Source organism: Rheinheimera sp. NSM, from assembly GCF_052380015.1.
Taxonomy (GTDB): domain Bacteria; phylum Pseudomonadota; class Gammaproteobacteria; order Enterobacterales; family Alteromonadaceae; genus Alishewanella.
In genome coordinates this window covers 61613-79196 of the sequence record NZ_JBQTCI010000009.1, presented here as the reverse complement: position 1 = coordinate 79196, position 17584 = coordinate 61613, and the positions used below count along the sequence as shown (strand labels likewise).

15 protein-coding genes are annotated in these 17584 nt (G+C 51.9%); 8 read left to right on the top strand and 7 right to left on the bottom strand.

The features are described from left to right. Positions 1–601, top strand: a 601-nt coding sequence (locus tag ACTZWV_RS18885; RefSeq protein WP_444788041.1) for a DUF2867 domain-containing protein, incomplete at its 5' end; no start/stop codon positions are given. Between the two features lie 66 nt (positions 602–667). Here the strand turns inward: ACTZWV_RS18885 and ACTZWV_RS18880 are convergent. From ACTZWV_RS18880 to ACTZWV_RS18870, 3 genes are read right to left on the bottom strand one after another with little or no spacing between them, the layout of a single operon-like run. After that, entirely contained in the window at positions 668–1444 is a 777-nt protein-coding gene (locus tag ACTZWV_RS18880) for a phosphoadenylyl-sulfate reductase (RefSeq protein ID WP_444788040.1), read from the bottom strand. After that, positions 1428–3149, bottom strand: coding sequence for an assimilatory sulfite reductase (NADPH) hemoprotein subunit (cysI, locus tag ACTZWV_RS18875; RefSeq protein ID WP_444788039.1), 1722 nt, complete (start codon positions 3147–3149; stop codon positions 1428–1430). The genes ACTZWV_RS18880 and cysI overlap by 17 nt, the downstream gene beginning before the upstream one ends. Continuing rightward, on the bottom strand, positions 3149–4963 hold the full coding sequence (locus tag ACTZWV_RS18870; RefSeq protein ID WP_444788038.1) for an assimilatory sulfite reductase (NADPH) flavoprotein subunit: 1815 nt from the start codon (positions 4961–4963) through the stop codon (positions 3149–3151). The genes cysI and ACTZWV_RS18870 overlap by 1 nt, the downstream gene beginning before the upstream one ends. Before the next feature lie 305 nt (positions 4964–5268). Between ACTZWV_RS18870 and ACTZWV_RS18865 the strand changes: the two genes are divergently transcribed. The 4 genes from ACTZWV_RS18865 to ACTZWV_RS18850 all read left to right on the top strand — a co-directional run bounded on the left by ACTZWV_RS18865 (position 5269) and on the right by ACTZWV_RS18850 (position 8591). Continuing rightward, on the top strand, positions 5269–6084 hold the full coding sequence (locus ACTZWV_RS18865; protein ID WP_444788037.1) for a YggN family protein: 816 nt from the start codon (positions 5269–5271) through the stop codon (positions 6082–6084). A 169-nt stretch (positions 6085–6253) separates the two neighbouring features. Next, positions 6254–6601 carry a RidA family protein gene (locus ACTZWV_RS18860; protein WP_444788036.1) on the top strand — a complete coding sequence of 116 codons (348 nt, stop codon included), beginning with the start codon at positions 6254–6256 and terminating at the stop codon, positions 6599–6601. Positions 6602–6843: 242 nt separating this feature from the next. After that, entirely contained in the window at positions 6844–7686 is an 843-nt protein-coding gene (locus tag ACTZWV_RS18855) for an ABC transporter permease subunit (protein ID WP_444788035.1), read from the top strand. After that, on the top strand, positions 7683–8591 hold the full coding sequence (locus ACTZWV_RS18850; RefSeq protein WP_444788034.1) for an ABC transporter ATP-binding protein: 909 nt from the start codon (positions 7683–7685) through the stop codon (positions 8589–8591). The genes ACTZWV_RS18855 and ACTZWV_RS18850 overlap by 4 nt, the downstream gene beginning before the upstream one ends. 21 nt (positions 8592–8612) lie before the next feature. Here ACTZWV_RS18850 and ACTZWV_RS18845 read toward each other — a convergent pair whose 3' ends face one another. Beyond that, the gene (locus ACTZWV_RS18845; protein WP_444788033.1) at positions 8613–9539 is read right to left on the bottom strand and encodes a matrixin family metalloprotease; all 927 of its coding nucleotides are present in this window, start codon (positions 9537–9539) and stop codon (positions 8613–8615) included. Positions 9540–9653: 114 nt separating this feature from the next. Between ACTZWV_RS18845 and ACTZWV_RS18840 the strand changes: the two genes are divergently transcribed. After that, positions 9654–10100, top strand: a complete 447-nt coding sequence (locus ACTZWV_RS18840) for an NfeD family protein (RefSeq protein ID WP_444788032.1) — start codon at positions 9654–9656, stop codon at positions 10098–10100. A 42-nt stretch (positions 10101–10142) separates the two neighbouring features. After that, positions 10143–11078 (top strand): SPFH domain-containing protein, encoded by a 936-nt coding sequence (locus ACTZWV_RS18835; protein WP_444788031.1) that lies wholly within the window; start codon positions 10143–10145, stop codon positions 11076–11078. A 127-nt stretch (positions 11079–11205) separates the two neighbouring features. Here the strand turns inward: ACTZWV_RS18835 and ACTZWV_RS18830 are convergent, their stop codons facing one another. Together ACTZWV_RS18830 and ubiK are read right to left on the bottom strand one after the other, a co-directional pair. Then, entirely contained in the window at positions 11206–12498 is a 1293-nt protein-coding gene (locus ACTZWV_RS18830) for a Xaa-Pro dipeptidase (protein WP_444788030.1), read from the bottom strand. A gap of 3 nt (positions 12499–12501) precedes the next feature. Continuing rightward, positions 12502–12789, bottom strand: coding sequence for a ubiquinone biosynthesis accessory factor UbiK (gene ubiK / locus ACTZWV_RS18825; protein WP_444788029.1), 288 nt, complete (start codon positions 12787–12789; stop codon positions 12502–12504). Positions 12790–12929: 140 nt separating this feature from the next. Here ubiK and rep point away from each other — a divergent pair, with 140 nt between their 5' ends. Continuing rightward, complete coding sequence (gene rep / locus ACTZWV_RS18820) at positions 12930–14945, top strand: DNA helicase Rep (protein ID WP_444788028.1); 2016 nt, start codon at positions 12930–12932, stop codon at positions 14943–14945. Here the strand turns inward: rep and ACTZWV_RS18815 are convergent. After that, on the bottom strand, positions 14919–17525 hold the full coding sequence (locus ACTZWV_RS18815; protein ID WP_444788027.1) for a sensor domain-containing phosphodiesterase: 2607 nt from the start codon (positions 17523–17525) through the stop codon (positions 14919–14921). The genes rep and ACTZWV_RS18815 overlap by 27 nt on opposite strands. Positions 17526–17584: the final 59 nt, after the last annotated feature.

Genomic DNA, 17584 nt, shown 5'->3' with positions numbered 1-17584 from the left:
ATCGTATGCCGTAACAAAACGCCAAATACCGGCTGATTCATTGTTAAACAGGCAGTTTGCCGAAGAGGCATGTGAACACGAAGATTGCTTTAGCATTGACATTAAAGCCGAAGATGTTCCACCGAATGCCACCAGTCCACAGCTGTTGGTGCAACTTTTGGATGCCTTCATTTCGCAACCTGCTTCAGGTGTGACGGCACTGATGTTGACACGTAATATAATCGTCAAACCATTTGGCTTACGAACATCACCTCTGGGTTGCCCGGTATCTTCATTGCTGTCTGATAATCGCAGTTGTCTTTTCGCTCAGCGCTTTCCCGTTCTGGAACAATACGTTGATACTGCCGGTAATGCTGCTGAAGTTATTCTTGGTGCCGATGATAAGCATCTTAGGTTTCGCTCTTCCGTAGCCGTGAACAGGCTAAACAATGGCGGTATACGTTTCAGCCTGGGTAGCAAAGTGCAATGTAAGAACGGTTTTGGTCGATTTTATATGGCAATGATCCAAAAAGTGCATTTGCGATATGTGGTGCCAACGATGCTGGAGCAGGCTGTTATAGTATCCGTTACCAAACCACAGATTTCTGCCAGCCAGGTATGATGAGGCACTCATGGGACAACCGCAAAGTTCTGCAAGGTAAATAACCGAACTCTGCGACTGTCAACGCTAGATACCATCACCGTCCATATGCAGGCCGCACTCGCGGCCGAAGCCGTTAAAGCGGGTATCTTCTTCGCTCATGCCCAGCTCCAGCTTGCGGGTAGAGTGGGTGTCACCTACCGAGACATAGCCTTGCTCCCACAGCGGGTGATAGCTTAAACCGTGCTGTTTTAAGTAATAAAATACATCTTTATTGCTCCAGTCGATAATCGGCTGAATTTTTACCACGCCGCGGCTGATTTCAATAATGGCTTTATCGGCACGGCTGCTGCTTTGGCTGCGGCGCAGGCCGGTAAACCAGCTGCCTACTTGCAGTTCCTGCAGTGCACGTTGCATCGGCTCGACTTTATTTAACCGGTTGTACTGCTTAATACCTTCGGCACTGTGCCACAGCTGGCCAAAGCGCGCTTCCTGCCAGGCAGGGCTTAGCTCTGCACGGTATACCTGCAGGTTCAGCTGCAATTGCGCCGTTAACTGATCAATAAACTGATAGGTTTCCGGGAACAAATAGCCGGTATCGGTTAATACTACCGGGATATCCTGCTGTTGCTGCGTTACCAGGTGCAGCATTACCGCCGCCTGAATGCCGAAGCTGGAGCTTAGCATCGGGTTTTGTGGCAGGTTATCCAGTGCCCAGCGCACGCGCTCTGCCGCGCTTAGCGGCGTCAGTATATGGTTAGCTTCGTCCAGCCAGGCTTGCTGCGTGGCATCGTCCTGCTGCAATATAGTGCGAAACTTGCTGCTGCCGGCCACAACGGCGACCTGCTTAGCTATGGAAGTCATCTTTTGGCACCACTACCGGCGCTATTACACCGGCCCTTATCACGAAATCACCAAAGCCTTCGCTGCTGTTGCTGCGCTCAGTGGCCCAGCGGCCAATTAAGCCATCCAGCGTCGCCAGAATGTCCGTTTCGCCGACGTTGTCCAGCAGCAGGCGCGGAATGCGGGTACCTTCACGGTTACCGCCCAGATACAGGTTGTATTTGCCCGGGCCACGGCCCACCAGGCCTACTTCGGCCAGCATGGCGCGGCCACAACCATTCGGGCAGCCGGTAACACGCAGTACGATATGCTCGTCGGCGACATTGTGTTTGCCCAGTAAGGCTTCCACCTTGGTTACTAATTCCGGCAAATAGCGCTCAGCTTCGGCCATCGCCAACGGGCAGGTTGGGAACGATACACAGGCCATCGAGTTTTTACGCTGTTCGCTGTGGCCGTCATCAATTAAGCCATGGCTGCGGGCAATAGCTTCAATTTCGGCTTTTTGCGCCGCCGGTACCCCGGCAATAATCAGGTTTTGGTTGGCGGTCATGCGCAAATCGCCCTGATGTACAGCGGCAATTTTCGCCAACCCGGTTTTCAGCGGTTTGCCCGGGAAATCCAACACGCGGCCGTTTTCGATAAATAGTGTGAGGTGGTGTTTGCCGTCGATACCTTCTACCCAGCCGATACGATCGCCGCGGCTGGTAAAGCTGTAGGGCACCACAGGAGCAAAGGCCACGCCGGTGCGCGCTTCCACTTCGGCGCGAAAGGCGTCCAGGCCAATGCGGTCGATGGTGTATTTGGTTTTGGCATTTTTGCGGTTTGAACGGTTGCCGTAATCACGCTGTACCGTTACCACATGCTCAGCCACTTTTAACGTGTGTTCCAGCGCGACATAGCCCAAGTCATCAGCCATACGCGGGTAAGTGGCATCATCGCCAAACGTCATGGCTAAACCGCCGCCCACCAGCACATTAAACCCCACCAACTGGCCGTTTTCAGCCACCGCAACAAAGGTTAAATCGTTAGCGTGTACGTCAATGTCGTTGTGCGGCGGAATAACTACCGCGGTTTTAAACTTACGTGGCAGGTAGTTGTCACCGAGGATCGGCTCTACTTCGGTGGTTTCCACCTTTTCTTCATCCAGCCAAATTTCGGCATAGGCGCGGGTTTTCGGCAGCAAATGCTCGCTGATTTTCGCCGCCCACTCATAAGCTTGCTGGTGCAACTCTGACTCTACCGGGTTAGAGGTACACAGCACATTGCGGTTAACATCGCCGGCGGTGGCGATAGAATCAATGCCAATGCTGTGTAAAAACTGATGCATCGGCTTAATATGCGGCTTTAACACGCCGTGAAACTGAAAGGTTTGCCGCGTGGTTAAACGGATACTGCCGTACATAGTGTTGTCGGCAGCGAATTTATCAATCGCCAGCCACTGCTGCGGGGTAATAATACCGCCCGGCATCCGGGCGCGCAGCATCACGTTGTGCAGCGGCTCGAGTTTTTGCGCGGTGCGTTCGGCGCGGATATCACGATCATCCTGCTGATACATGCCGTGAAAGCGGATCAGCATAAAGTTATCACCGTTAAAACCACCGGTGATCTCATCTTTCAGATCGCTTTCAATGGTGCCGCGCAAATGCCCGCTTTCTGCTTTTAAGCGCTCGTTATCAGACAGTGCACCCGGTGCCACTAAATCTGGATTAATTGGATACTGGCTCATTAATACACGTCCTTCTGATAACGTTTTGCGACACGTAATTCGTCTAAGTAAGCTTGCGCTTGTTCAGCGGTTTTACCGCCATATTGTTGCACTATATCCAGTAAGGCCTGTTGCACATCTTTCGCCATCCGGTTGGCGTCACCGCAAATATACAGGTGCGCTCCATCTTGCAGCCATTGCCATACGTCACTACCGTGTTGGCGCAGTTTGTCCTGTACATACACTTTAGCAGCCTGATCGCGGCTAAAGGCCACATCCAGCTTAGTTAGCAGGCCGCGCTTGAGGTAACTTTGCAGCTCCAGCTGGTATAAAAAGTCCTGGGTAAAATGCGGGTTGCCGAAAAATAACCAGTTTTTGCCACTGGCGCCGCTGGCGTCACGCTGTTGTAAAAAGGCGCGAAACGGCGCTATGCCAGTGCCAGGGCCAATCATAATTACCGGGGTATCGTCATTGGCCGGCAAACGGAAGTTGTTATTGTGCTCAACAAATACCTTTAGCTTAGCGCCCTCAGCCAAACGCTCGGCTAAAAAGCCGGAGGCACCGCCCAAATGCGGCTGGCCGTAAGCATCGTAGCGCACCACAGCTACCGTTAAATGCACTTCCTCTTCCACTTCGGCTTGAGAGGAGGCAATAGAGTATAACCGCGGTTGCTGTTTACGCAGCGCATCCACTAATTGCTGAGCGCTAAGCAAACCAGGGTAGTCACGTACGATATCAATAATCTGCCGCTCGTTAATGTAAGCGCGCAGCGCGGCTTTATCGGCGGCCAGCGCGGTTAAGGCTGCGTTGTTTGTGGCCGCAGCGTATTTCTCGACAAAGGCCGGATACGACTGCGTCAGTTCCAACTGTTCGGTTAGTGCCTGCTCTACAGTCAGTTTGTCATCAGACAGCGCAACCGGCGTATCACGCGCTATGGCGGTTAACAGCAGCAGTTCACGCACTAACTCCGGATCATTGCTGAAGTACACGCCCAGCGCATCGCCCGGCTGATAAGTTAAGCCACTGCCGGCCAGTGAAATTTCGATATGGCGCACATCTTTAGTGGAGTCGCGGCCGGTAATTTTCTGGTTAGTGTACAGCTCGGCAGCAAACGGCTGTTGTTTGTTGTACTGGCTCGCGGCACCTGTCGTCGTGTCTGCGCCCGGCCAGGCAATAACCTGCGCTGACGGCGCGGCAGAGGCGGTTAATTCCGGCTCCAGCTTGCTAACCAACTCGTTGCTCCAGCTGTCGGCCTGTGCCTGGTAATCTACATCTAAATCAATGCGTGGCAACACTGACGTAGCGCCCAGTTCCGCTAAGCGCTGATCAAAGTCTTGCGCGGTTTTGCAGAAAAACTCATAGCTGGTGTCGCCTAAGCCCAGCACGGCATATTTTAACCCGGCCAGCTTCGGTGCTTTTTTGCTGAATAAAAAGTTATGCAGGCCAATGGCATTTTCCGGCGGCTCACCTTCACCGTAAGTAGAGGTGACAATAACCAGATATTGCTCATTCTTCAGTTGGGTGGTTTTGTATTCGGCCATATCAACCACTTTAGCCACCAGGCCTTTGCCCTGCGCTTGTTTGGCTAAGGCTTCAGCGACATGACGGGCATTGCCGGTTTGCGAGCCGAATAAAATGGTCAGGCTGGCATTAGCCTGCGCCGCTGCGGGTGCTGTCTGGCCAGCAACTTGCCCCGCTAGCTGGGCACTTGCCGCCAGATAACCACTAACCCAGGCTTGCTGAATAGGGTTTAGCTGGCTGACTAAGCCCTGCAACTGGCTTACCTGCTGCTCGGACAATGGACTGGCCTGCGCCACTAAGGAAGATAAAAGCATAAAACACCCTGCACACAATAATTGCAGGCATTTTAGCCGTCTATATGTATGCCGGTAAAAGAATGGATCTCTCTTCTTTATTCCAATAAGTAATTAAAAACCCGCAACCTTGCCAGGCCACAACACTGAAAAACAGACCAATAAATAGTGAAAAGCGCTAAGCATGGAAAAATATTTAGCATCAGCCTTTAAACTTTTTCATAAATAACATCGACTTAAATATTGGCATTAACTTTGTAACAGCTCTGGCGTAATAACAGTTCAGACGTAATCAACAGCGGCTAACGGCCACAAGGATAACCAAAATGAAAAACTTACTTATTGCCAGCGGTTTTATGTTAACCAGTATCAGCACTGCCGTAATGGCGCACAACGACCACAGCTGTAATGTGAATTTTGATAAAGACTTATCTATCAACAGCCAGCTGGTCAGCATGAAAGATGGCAGCACTGAGCTGTGGCGCATTAACAACAACGGCCAACTGTGGCTGGATGGCAAAGCCATAACCACCGACAGCAATACTCAAGCGTTGCTGCGTGACTATCAGGCCGGGATCCGCACGCAAACGCTGGAAACGGTAGCTTTGGTAGAGGATGCGCTGGTACTGGCGGCAAATGCCGTCGACTCTGTACTGACCGAGCTAACCGGTGACTCGTTGCAACAGCATCCGGCGTTGCAAAAAGCGCTGGATAAAATTAAAACCAGCACTGAAAGCATCGTTGTTCGCAGCGGCGATAGTATCGACATTTACGGCAGCCGTTTTGACAGCATAGATGACGCCTTTGGTGCCGAATTTGAACAAGCCATTGAAGAAGCCGTTACTAATTCGATGGGCAGCATTTTAATGCTGGTGGGCAAAGCCATGGCCAGTGGTGAGGGCAACTTTGAGCAACGGATGGAAGCTTTTGGCGAACGCATGCAGCGCTTTGGTGAAGATTTAGAAGCACGGATGGATATTAAAGCCAGCGCGCTGGAACAACGCGGCGATGCTATGTGTACCAACTTGCAGCAATTAGATGTGTTGGAAAGCCAAATTCAACAGGCGATACCGCAAATGCAGCAATACGATTTAATTGAGGTAAACAGCAACAATAGCACTGCGTTTTATTTGTACAACTGATGCTCATATTCAACTGACAAAAAGGTTTCGTGTACCCTCCCAACCACGACTTTGGCGCGCTGCTCTCATCCTGACAGCGCGTTTTTTTTGCCTGCCACCGCTACTGCTCCGACTGGTGATCGGCACCGCTTCAGGTTAGCCTGTAGCAAGATACCTAAAGGAGTAACTGATGACTATTCAACGTATTTTACCCGCCAGCCGCTATTCTGAAGCGGTAATTGTAAACGGTTTAATTTTTTGTGCCGGCATGGTGCCGGATACGGCCAGCAGCAATGCCACCAGCCAAACAGAAGATGTGCTGGCGCAAATTGATGCCTTATTAGCGCAGTGCGGCAGTGACAAAAGCAAGCTGGTTGATGCCACCATTTACCTGGCCAATATGGCCGACTATGCCGCGATGAATCTGGCCTGGGATAACTGGGTAGTGCCAGGCCATGCGCCGGCCCGCGCCACGGTTGAAGCTAAGCTGGCCGACCCGAAATGGAAAATTGAGATTAAAATTATCGCCGCGCAATAAATCCGGCTATTTACTGCTGTGCCTGTGTCGCCAATGCCCGCTGCAGCAACAGCCGGGCAAACTAAATGGTTAAATTGGCGATTTTTTCGTGCTATTTGCCACACCAGCAACAGCACGAAATTACAACGCATTGAATTTAATAGTTAATTAAATGGCACTGATACTGCAATAGCAACGACAGCAATAGCACAAAATGTTGTTAAACCCTATACCGCTTTATACTCAATGCACAGGACAGCACTATGGCAGTATCAGCAATGCCCCACCTTAAGCAAACATTACAGCACTGCGGCCTGTATGCCGGTTTTGAGCTACGCCGCTTGTGGCTTACCCGCCGCGGCCTGATGACATTAGCCGCCACCGCAGTGATCTGGTTCTTTCTGCTGCGCTACGCCATAGCGCCGGCCAGCGATGTCATAGCCAGTGACGGCTTTCAGCAGCTGTTTCGCGATATGTTCGGCAGCTTTGGCTTAAGCCAGTTGTTTGCCTGGCCTGCGCCGGAGCTGGCGATATACTGGATTTTGAGTTTATTGCTGCTACCGCTGCTGTGTTTGTTTTTTACCGCTAACCAATTGTGCAGTGATGCTGAGCGCGGCACCCTGCGCTTGTTGGCGCTGCGCAGCAGCCGGCTGAGTATAGTACTGGGCCGTTTTGCCGGCCAGATGCTGGTGCAGGGTTGCTTAATTCTGCTGTCGCTGGCGGCCACTTTATCACTGGCAGCCTGGCGTGAAGGCAGCTTAAGCCTGCCGATGCTGCATGCGGCGGCGGTGATTGCTGTTAATTTACTGCTGGTATTGCTGCCGTTTACTGCACTGATGAGCTGTTTTTCTGCCATGGTGCGCTCGTCCAGGTTGGCGGTCAGCCTGGCCATTGTCAGCCTGGGGCTGCTGTTTGCCCTGCTGAGCTGGTTTATTTTCTACTTTCCGGACTTTTTGTTTCTGCTCGGTTATCTGCCGGGCACCCAGGTCTTGCAATTGCTGCCATTGCAGGGCTGGCAAACGCTGCAACATGCCTTGCTGCCGCTGCTGCAAACTCTGGTATTACTCAGCGCCGCCAGCCTGTTATTAACAAGGAAAGCCTTATGAAGCCGATTATTCAGTGTCGTGACCTGAGCAAACGCTTTGGCAGTAAAACCGTATTACAGCAGCTGAGTTTTGAGCTGGTGCAAGGCGATGTGGCGGCGTTAATCGGCCCCAACGGGGCCGGTAAAACCACCTTATTCAGTATTTTGTGCGGCTATTTACGCCCGGACAGCGGCAGTGTCAGCCTGTTTGGCCACCCCGCCGGCAGCAGCGCCTTGTTTGGTAAGGTGGCGGCTCTGGCGCAAGATGCACAGTTTGACCCGGCTTTCAGTATTGGCGAACAGCTGGATTTTTATGGCCGTCTGCAGGGCTTAAGCCGCAAAGCGGCACACGAAGAAACCCTGCGGGTACTGGCGCTGGTTGATTTAGCTGACCAGGTGCAGCAAAAAGCTGCGGCACTGAGCCACGGCATGCGCAAAAGAGCTGCCATTGCCCAGGCTTTTATCGGCTCGCCACAGTTGATCCTGCTGGATGAGCCTACTGCCGGGTTGGACCCGGTTAACGCGCTGCATATCCGCCAACTGATTAGCCACTTAAGCGGCGAAGTCAGCTTTATGATCAGCTCACACAATATTTTTGAGTTGGAACAGCTGTGCAATAAAGTGTTGTATCTTGAGCAAGGTAAGTTACAGGCCGAAGCAGCCGGCGACGCCGATAAACAGCAGTGCTATTTAACCTTGCAACTGGAAGACGATAACGCTGACGCTGTGACACAGGCACTGAGCCAACTGCCCGGGCTGGTAACTATTCGCCCGCTGCAGAAAAAAGAGCTGCTGCTGTGCTATGAGCCACAGCACAATGCCAACTTTGATTTGGCGTTACTGCAATGCTTAGCCGCCAATGGCTTGCGCTACCGCAACCTGACCAAAGGCCAAACACTGGAGCAAAAACTGTTTAGCGCCAGGTAAACGCTGAACTACAGTGCAACGCTAAAAGCCGCACTGCATTTTCAGCGCCTGAATATCTTCCGGCGTTAGCCGGCTTTGCGCCGTATTTAACTGCTGATGCATTACCGAGGCCGCGCCTTCGGTGTGGCCGACACCCAGCGCATGGCCAAATTCGTGCGCCATGGTCAGCTGTAAGTCGGTCAGGGTCTTGTAGGCATAAATAGTCATGCTGCGCCGGCGGCCTTTAATTTCCATCACACCCACTTCGGCGGTGGTAGCAGCCGGCGCTTGCAACGGCAACAGCGCATTGCGATCTGCCACCGTATCGTTTAAATAACGCTGCTCGCGCAGCAAGCTTTGTTGTTCGGCATTTAATGCGCTGGCCTGTTGTTGTAACTGTTGCTGCCGCGCATTCAGTTGTTGCTGCTCTTGCTGTAAGGCTTTGCGATTAGCCGCAGTAACCTGTTGCGCTTTGCGCTCAAAGGCTGCCACTGCAGCGGCAAACTGCTGGTTCTGCTGCGCAAACTGCTGCTGTTTTTGCTTTAGTCGTTCGCTTTGCTGCATCAGGTTGGCGCCACGCTGATCAATATTGCTGTCATAACGCGCAATATTACGCTGCAGCAGAGCTTGCTGCAGTAGTTGCTGCTGGCGCTCATCGTAGGCAAAGTTAATCGGAAAACCGTCTACGCTGTCATAACGAAATAATTCTGTGCCCAAGGCGGTGTTCCACTGCGCAGCGGCGGCATGCGCTGCCTGTTCGGCTTGCTCTAAGGTTAAATCAAACGCCGGATCCAGCCGGCCAATACGCCAACTTACCGGCGCCTGACATAAATACTGCCGCAAGGATTTATCGGCATAATCCTGCAATAACTGCGGCAGTGCGGCGTCCTGACGCGACATGGCGGCCAACAGTTGATAGCAGCTATACAGCAAGGCGCTGTAAAGCAATGCGCGCAGTAAAAACTTCATGTTTGCTCCGGCCGGCGGCGAAAAACCCTGTTACAAAGCAATTACGTATTAGATTGACCGCTTTGTGTGCCTTAAGTTAATGTGCAGCATAACAATTGTTACGGAGCAAATTAAGTGAATATTGCTACCATTTGGATCATCGTTGGCATAGTACTGATTTTATCTGAACTGCTGGCCACCAGCATAGTGGCGGTGTTTTTCGGTATCGCTGCCATTATTGTTGGTTTACTGCTGCACTTTGGCCTGATTGAAAGCTACAGCATGCAGTACTTAACCTTTGGCGTGCTGTCGCTGCTGTTGTTATTCAGCGCCCGCGGCCGCTTTAAACGCTGGTTTGTTGGTTACACTGCCGACAGCAACGAGCAACCGTCACGGCTGGCCGATGACATAGGCCGCCGCGTTACAGTACACAGTGATTTTCATCAGGGCGCCGGCCGCGTGGTGTTAAACGGCGTGCAATGGGATGCAGAATCAACTGATGCTTTAAAAGCCGGTGATGTCGCCTTTGTAGTGGCGAACCATGGTATCAAACTGGTGGTGTCTGCCGCCAAATCTGATTAATGTCCAAATATAGCTAACCATCTGTTTTAAGGAGTAAATCTGGTGGAAACAATCGATATCAACACTATTTTAATGGCCGGCTTTGCCATCGCCGTTGTCATTACCATTGTTAAAACGGCACGCGTTGTGCCGCAAAAAAGCAATTTTGTGATAGAGCGCCTTGGTAAATACTCGCGCACGCTGGACTCCGGCTTTCATATCCTGATCCCGTTTATCGACAAAGTGGCCTATACCCACAGCTTAAAAGAAGAAGTGATCGACGTAGAGCGGCAAACCTGTGTTACCCGCGACAATATCCAGGTAGGTATTAACGGCGTGCTGTATTTGCAGGTGGTAGACCCGCACAAAGCCAGCTACGGTATTAACGATTACCGCTACGCGGCTTCCCAACTGGCGCAAACCACTATGCGCTCGGTGATTGGCCAAACCGATCTGGATAAAACCTTTGAAGAGCGCGCCAAAATTAACGAAGAAGTGGTAAAAGCATTGGACGAAGCCGCATCGCCGTGGGGTATTAAGGTGCTGCGTTATGAAATTTCAGATATTGAACTGCCGCTAAGCATTAAAGATGCGTTAGAGCAGCAAATGCGTGCCGAGCGCGAACGCCGCGCGGCTATTGCCAAATCTGAAGGCGAGCGCCAGGCGATGATTAACGTATCCGAAGGCCAAAAGCAGGAAGTGATCAACCTGTCGGAAGGTGACAAGATGCGCCAGATTAACGAAGCCGAAGGCCGCGCCCGCGAAATTGAGCTTATCGCCATTGCCACCGCCGAGGGTATCCGCCAAATTGCCGAAGCCATTAACCACCCGGGTGGTTCAGAAGCGGTAAGCCTGCGCGTCGCAGAGCAATACGTAAAAGAGTTCGGTAACCTGGCCAAAGCTAACAACACCATGATAGTACCGGCTGAACTGGCTAATATCGGCGGCGCCGTAGCCGGTTTAACCGAAATTTTAAAAATCGCCCAGCCGAAGAAGTAACATCGCTGATACGGTAACAACGTATATAAACAAAGCCAGCGTAATGCTGGCTTTGTTTATATAGCAAGATTTTTTGGCGTTGCAGCGAAAATAAAGAGCTACAGCACCAACTCTGCGAGGTAAGTACCTAAGGTGCTTTTACCGCTTTACCGCCTTTTATTACCAGCGGTATCTGCTCCAGCAGGGTGATTTGCTCTAGCGGGTTACCTGCTATGGCAACCATATCAGCATAGGCTCCCGGTTCCAGTACGCCGACATTAAGCTGACCTTGTTCGTTACGCCAGTTTAATAACTCAGCGGCGTGCAGGGTGGCACTTTGAATGGCCTGCAGCGGTGTCATGCCCCATTGCACCATATAGTTAAGTTGGCGGCCGTTCAGGCCATGGGTATAGACGCCGGCGTCGGTGCCATAGGCCATTTTCACCCCGGCTTTTACTGCCTTACTGAAGTTTTGCCGTTGCAACTGGCCTACAGTGCGCTCTTTGGCCAGCGACTCCGGCAAAATACCGGCCGCTTCGCCGTCTTGTAAAATATAGTCACTGACATACACATCCATCACCAAATAGGTGCCCCGGCTTTTCGCCAGTTTGATGGCATCGTCATCGATAAAGCTGGCGTGTTCAATCGAATCTACCCCGGCCTCAAGCGCGCGTTTTATGCCGCGTAAACCGTGGGCATGAGCGGCAACACTGGCACCGCGGTCATGCGCTTCGGCTACCAACGCCTGCATTTCGGCCAGGCTGTATTGGCTGGCATTAACATCGGTATTGCGTGACAGTACACCGCCGGTGGCGGTGAATTTGATGACATCGGCGCCGTATTTCATATTGCTGCGCACTTTGGCGCGAATAGCATCGGCACCGTTAGCCACGCCATCGCCGCTGGCCTGATAGGTATGCGGTAGCAGGTTGTTGTCGCAATGTCCGCCTGTCATGCACAGACCAGGGCCGGATACCCGCATTCTGGGGCCGGTAATTTCACCGGCAGTAATGGCATCACGTAAAGCGACATCGGCAAAACCGGCCGCGCCTAAATTGCGCACTGTGGTAAAGCCAGCGTGTAATGTTGCCGCAGCAGCGGTAACACCAAACAATGCCTGGCGTGCCGGGGTTTGCTGCAAGCGCCGGTAACCATGTGCTGATGGATTGGCCGTCAGGTGTACATGCATATCTATCAGCCCGGGCAGCACCGTATAAGCCGACAAATCAGTGCGTGGCAGCGCCTGTTGCTCTGTGCTGAGTTTGCCCAGCGCTACTATGCTGTGTACTCGATCTTGTTCAAGCAAAATAGCTTGATCCGGCAACAACTTGCCACTGCGTACATCGAGCAAACGGCCTGCAATGATCAGTTGATCCGGCTCTGCCTGTACGCCAGGTGTCAGTAGCAGCGCAGTTACTGCCAACAACGTAGCCGTATTCATATTTTACTCCTGGTCTGAGCTGGGTAGCGGCTGCTGGCGTAAATCCTGCGTTTTCTCTGCCAGTAACGCTGTTAACTGCTGCTCCAGCTTTTCCACTTTCTCGCGGGTACGCAGTAACACCTGGCGCTGCACGTCAAACTCTTCGCGGCTGACAAAATCGAGGTCGGTCAGTTTGTTTTGCAGCACCTGCTTTACCTTGGCTTCGACATCATCGGCAAACTGGCGAACTTGCGGCGGAATGGCATTACCGATTTGTTTGGCAATATCTTCAATTTTTTTCGGGTCTATCATGCTGTTCTCCTGTGTCGCAGCAATAGCTTACGACGTTATGCTGAAGCGTTGGCGTTATTCTACAGGCCAAAAGCGCAATGGCGAATGCTATTTAACGGCAAATTTCGTTACAATGCCCGCCTAAGTGTAAGGGTGAGTCAATGAAGTTAAATCCGCAACAAAATGCTGCCGTTAAATTTATCTCCGGGCCCTGCCTGGTGCTGGCCGGTGCCGGCAGTGGTAAAACCCGGGTTATTATTAATAAAATTGCGTACCTGATCCAACAATGCGACATGCCGGCACGGCATATCGCAGCGGTAACCTTTACCAATAAAGCAGCGCGCGAAATGCGCGAGCGGATTAACCACGAATTGCCGAAAACCGCCACCCGCGGCCTGACTATTTCCACCTTTCACACCCTGGGGCTGGAGATACTGAAAAAGGAATACCGCCATATTGGCTATAAAGCCAACTTTACCCTGTTTGATGACCAGGACAGCATGGCACTGCTAAAAGAGCTGAGCGAAAACGATATTCAGGGCGATAAAGACTTACTGCGGGCACTGCAAAGCCGGATCAGCAGCTGGAAAAACGAATTAACGCTGCCGGCCACAGCTATTGCGCAAGCCCAAGATGCCCAAAGCATCAGCTTTGCCAATTATTACCAGCACTATACCCAGCAGCTTACCGCCTATAACGCGCTGGATTTTGATGACTTAATTTTAATGCCTACGTTGCTGTTTGCCCATAACGCAGAGGTGCGGCAAAAGTGGCAGCAGAAAATTCAGTATCTGTTGGTGGATGAATATCAGGATACCAACACCAGCCAGTATCAACTGGTGAAATGGCTGGTGGGTGAGCGCCAGCGCTTTACCGTGGTAGGCGATGATGACCAGTCTATTTACTCCTGGCGCGGTGCCCGGCCGCAAAATCTGGCACTGCTGAAAACCGATTTTCCAACGTTAAATGTGATTAAGCTGGAACAAAATTACCGCTCGGCCGAGCGTATTTTAAAAGCCGCCAATATTTTAATTGCCAATAACCCGCACGAGTTCGATAAGCAGCTGTTCAGCGAAAACGGCTACGGTGTGCCATTGAAAGTGTTGCCCTGCAAGCACGAAGAAGACGAAGCGGAAAAAGTGGTGGCCGAGATTATCTCGCACCGCTTTATTAACCGCAGCCAGTACCGCGACTATGCCTTATTGTACCGTGGTAACCACCAGTCGCGCTTGTTTGAAAAAGCGCTGATGACCAACCGTATTCCGTACAAAATCTCCGGTGGCACCTCGTTTTTCTCCCGCAGCGAAATTAAAGATGTGATGGCTTATTTGCGGCTGGTAGTAAACCAGGACGACGATAATGCCCTACTGCGTATTATTAACGTGCCGCGGCGCGAAATAGGCGTGGCGACCTTGCAACAGGTGGGCAACTTGGCCAATGAAAAACACATCAGTTTGTTTGAAGCCTGCTGCGACAGCGAGCTGTCGATGCATCTATCCGCCCGCGCCCATAATGCGGTAAAACAGTTTGCGCAATGGATCAGCGGCATTGCCGATAACGTACAACGCGCCGACCCGGCTGAAGCAATACGTGATCTGATTCGCCAGAGCCATTACGAAGCCTGGTTGTTTGAAACCAGCACCAGCCCGAAAGCGGCCGAAATGGCATTGAAAAACGTTAACGAGCTGTACCGGTGGATCAGCGAAATGCTGCAAGGCAAAGATGACGACGAACCGATGACACTGCCCGAGGTGGTTACCCGCTTAACGCTGCGCGACATGATGGAACGCCAGGAGCAGGACGACAATGCCGACCAGGTGCAGCTGCTTACGCTGCACGCCTCCAAAGGCCTGGAGTTTCCGTATGTATTTATGGTGGGCATGGAAGAAGGCATTTTGCCACACCAGGTCAGCATAGATGAAGATAACGTTGAGGAAGAACGCCGGCTGGCTTATGTCGGCATTACCCGCGCCCAGCGCGAGCTGTTTTTTACCTATGCTAAAGAGCGGCGCCAGTTTGGCGAAGTGATCCGGCCGGAACCGAGCCGGTTTTTATATGAATTACCGCAGGATGATTTGGAGTGGCAAAGCACAGCACCGGTAAAAACAGCCGAGCAGCGCCAGCAAACCGGCCAGGCGCATATCGACCGTTTACGCCAACTGCTGAAAAATAACTGACGGCGCCGTTGCCAACGCCTGTGCCGACAGTAGCTCTGCCACGTATTTGCCCTGCATAAAGCAGCAACCTTCGGCCAGCAGCAGGTTGAGTAAATCCGCATTGTCCACACCATCAGCCAGCAAGCGGAATTTATAACTTAACGCCAGCGACTGCAACATTTGCAGCAACTGGCGTTTTTGTTCATTGCGTGGCAACTGGCGGCAAAAAGCCGCATCGAGTTTGACAAAGTCGAACAGCTGCTGCAGTAATAAGCCCATAGGCGCAACATCAGCAGCAAAGTTATGCAGCGCCAGCCGCACCCCAGTTTGTTTTAACTGCTGCAGCGGAGCCAACACTGCAGAAGCCGTTTGTAGCAATTCCCGCTCGGTAAATGCCAGGCACAGACGGTGCTTGTGTTGCACAGCGGCCAATTGGCGATTTAACGCTTCAAACAATTCCGGCTGCTGTACATGCGGCATACTCAGGCGCACCGTTAACAAGCCACTGTCGTCATTGCTGGCGGCCAACTGCCGGCAGGCTTGTTTCAGCATCAGCTGCTCAATTTGCGGCATTAAGCCGGCATCCGTCGCATACTGATTAAAGTCATACTGGGTGCCTAACTGCGGGTGCTGCCACTGGGTATGCACTTCATAACCCATCAGGCTGCGCGCCTGGCCACACAGCACCGGCTCATACACGGCGGTAAATTGCTGTTGCTCCAACGCTTGCTGCATTACCTGCTCCATGCTCAGGGCCTGTAACATTTGCTCGCGCATGGTTTCGTTAAAAATGACAAAGCGGTTGCGGCCCATCGATTTGGCCTGGTACATAGCCGCATCGGCATCACGCAGCAAGGCCTCAGCTTTGCTGTGGTCACTGTCGAAATAAGCAATACCTATGCTGGCGCCGGAATGCACCTGCTGCCCTTGTAACAAGAACGGCTGCCGTACTTTGTCGATAATACGCTCCGCTACGTCCTCGGCATCGGTGTCGTGCAACAGGCTGGTAAGCAACACCACAAATTCATCACCGCCAAGACGGGCAACTAAGTCGTGCTCACGTACGGTGCTTTGTAACCGCTTACTGACTTCAATTAAAAACGCATCACCAACATGGTGCCCCTGGCTGTCATTGATTAGCTTAAAGCGGTCTAAATCGATAAACAGCAAGGCCATACTCAGCTGCGGCTGGCGTTTGCTCAGGGCAAACTGCTGCTTTAATTGTTGCAGAAACATTTGCCGGTTGGCCAATCCGGTTAAGGCATCATGGTTGGCCTCGTAGAACAGCTTCTGCTCGGCCTTTTTACGTTCCTCTACCTGCAAACGTAAAAACAAATTGGTTTGGCGCAGCTCGCGGGTGCTCTCAAATACTTTGCGCTCCAGCTCTTCCTGGTGGCGTTTTTGCTGCTCAGTAGCCAGTTTACGCTGGATAGCCACCGCTATATGCTGCGACACAAAACGCAAAATATTCAGCTCCGCATCACCATAGCTATAACTTTGCTCATAAGACTGCAACGCAATAACACCGATAACCCGCTGATCGATTAATAAGGGCGCACCAAGCCAACTGGTGGAATGCCGCGCCGGCTTAGTGGGGTCGGCCATACCACGGCGAATTTCGCCGGCTTCCACTAACTGCTGCGCGCTGGCGCTGTTAATTAAGCGGGCATCAGCACAGCGGATAACATATTCGGTAAAGCCACGGCTTAACGGCCGCTCCCGTGCAGGGGGCGAATATTGGTCGAGATAAAACGGGAAGGTTAATTTGGTTTTATCCTGATCCAGCAAAGCGATATAGCAGTTTTCTGCCGGCATCAGCTCTGACAACACCAAATGCACCGCTTTATAAAAGCTGTTCATGTCGCGGCTGCTGGCCGTCAGCTCAGAAATACGATACAGCGCGGCCTGCAATTGCTCGGCGTTACTGCGCTCTTTGATCTCTTTTTGCAGTGACTGATTAATTTTTTGCAGTTGCTGCGTACGTTGTCGCACGGTGTCTTCCAGCAACTCGCGACTTTTCACCCGATCCAAGGCAGTAATAGTATGGCCACCAATACTGCTGAATAGCGCCAGGTCAGTGTCGGTATACAGCTGTTTCGCGTTATAAGATTGAATGGCCATTACGCCGATAACCCGGCTGCCGCGACACAGCGGAATACCTAACCAGTGGTCGCTGGCCGAACCTTGCGGCTGAATATGGCCTTGGGCAACCAAGTAGCTGAATTGACTGCGATCACACAGCAAAGGTTTGCCGGTGCGGGCAACATAACCGGTCAAACCGGAGGAAAAGGCGCCGGATGGCACTTGAGCAATAAGCTGCTGGTCTTTCTCGTCAGAAAAATATTGCGGTGAATAATGTTCGCTGTCGCTGTCGTAAAACACCACATAGAAGTTTTCAGCGTGCAGCAGTTCAGATACCATCTTGTGAATAGCCGGATAGAAATCCCGCATATCACTGATAGTACTGGCTAATTCTGACAGCTTAAGTAAGGCGCCCTGGGTGATATAAGCCTGTTTATAACGCTGTGCCAGTAACGTTAAGCGGCGTACTTTATTATCAGCCTGTCGTAAGCGCTTGTTCAGTTTTGTTGCTTCCGTCAACTCTGACTCTTTTGTTTTTTTGTCGGTCATACCAGAACGACTTATTGTCTAACTGCGCC

Bases quoted from the DNA above. Each gene is read 5' to 3' on its own strand.
- cysI (WP_444788039.1), bottom strand. From the start codon at position 3,149: ATGAGCCAGTATCCAATTAATCCAGATTTAGTGGCACCGGGTGCACTG.
- ACTZWV_RS18845 (WP_444788033.1), bottom strand. From the start codon at position 9,539: ATGAAGTTTTTACTGCGCGCATTGCTTTACAGCGCCTTGCTGTATAGC.
- ACTZWV_RS18860 (WP_444788036.1), top strand. From the start codon at position 6,254: ATGACTATTCAACGTATTTTACCCGCCAGCCGCTATTCTGAAGCGGTA.
- ACTZWV_RS18850 (WP_444788034.1), top strand. From the start codon at position 7,683: ATGAAGCCGATTATTCAGTGTCGTGACCTGAGCAAACGCTTTGGCAGT.
- ACTZWV_RS18830 (WP_444788030.1), bottom strand. From the start codon at position 12,498: ATGAATACGGCTACGTTGTTGGCAGTAACTGCGCTGCTACTGACACCT.
- ubiK (WP_444788029.1), bottom strand. From the start codon at position 12,789: ATGATAGACCCGAAAAAAATTGAAGATATTGCCAAACAAATCGGTAAT.
- ACTZWV_RS18865 (WP_444788037.1), top strand. From the start codon at position 5,269: ATGAAAAACTTACTTATTGCCAGCGGTTTTATGTTAACCAGTATCAGC.
- ACTZWV_RS18870 (WP_444788038.1), bottom strand. From the start codon at position 4,963: ATGCTTTTATCTTCCTTAGTGGCGCAGGCCAGTCCATTGTCCGAGCAG.
- rep (WP_444788028.1), top strand. From the start codon at position 12,930: ATGAAGTTAAATCCGCAACAAAATGCTGCCGTTAAATTTATCTCCGGG.
- ACTZWV_RS18855 (WP_444788035.1), top strand. From the start codon at position 6,844: ATGGCAGTATCAGCAATGCCCCACCTTAAGCAAACATTACAGCACTGC.
- ACTZWV_RS18880 (WP_444788040.1), bottom strand. From the start codon at position 1,444: ATGACTTCCATAGCTAAGCAGGTCGCCGTTGTGGCCGGCAGCAGCAAG.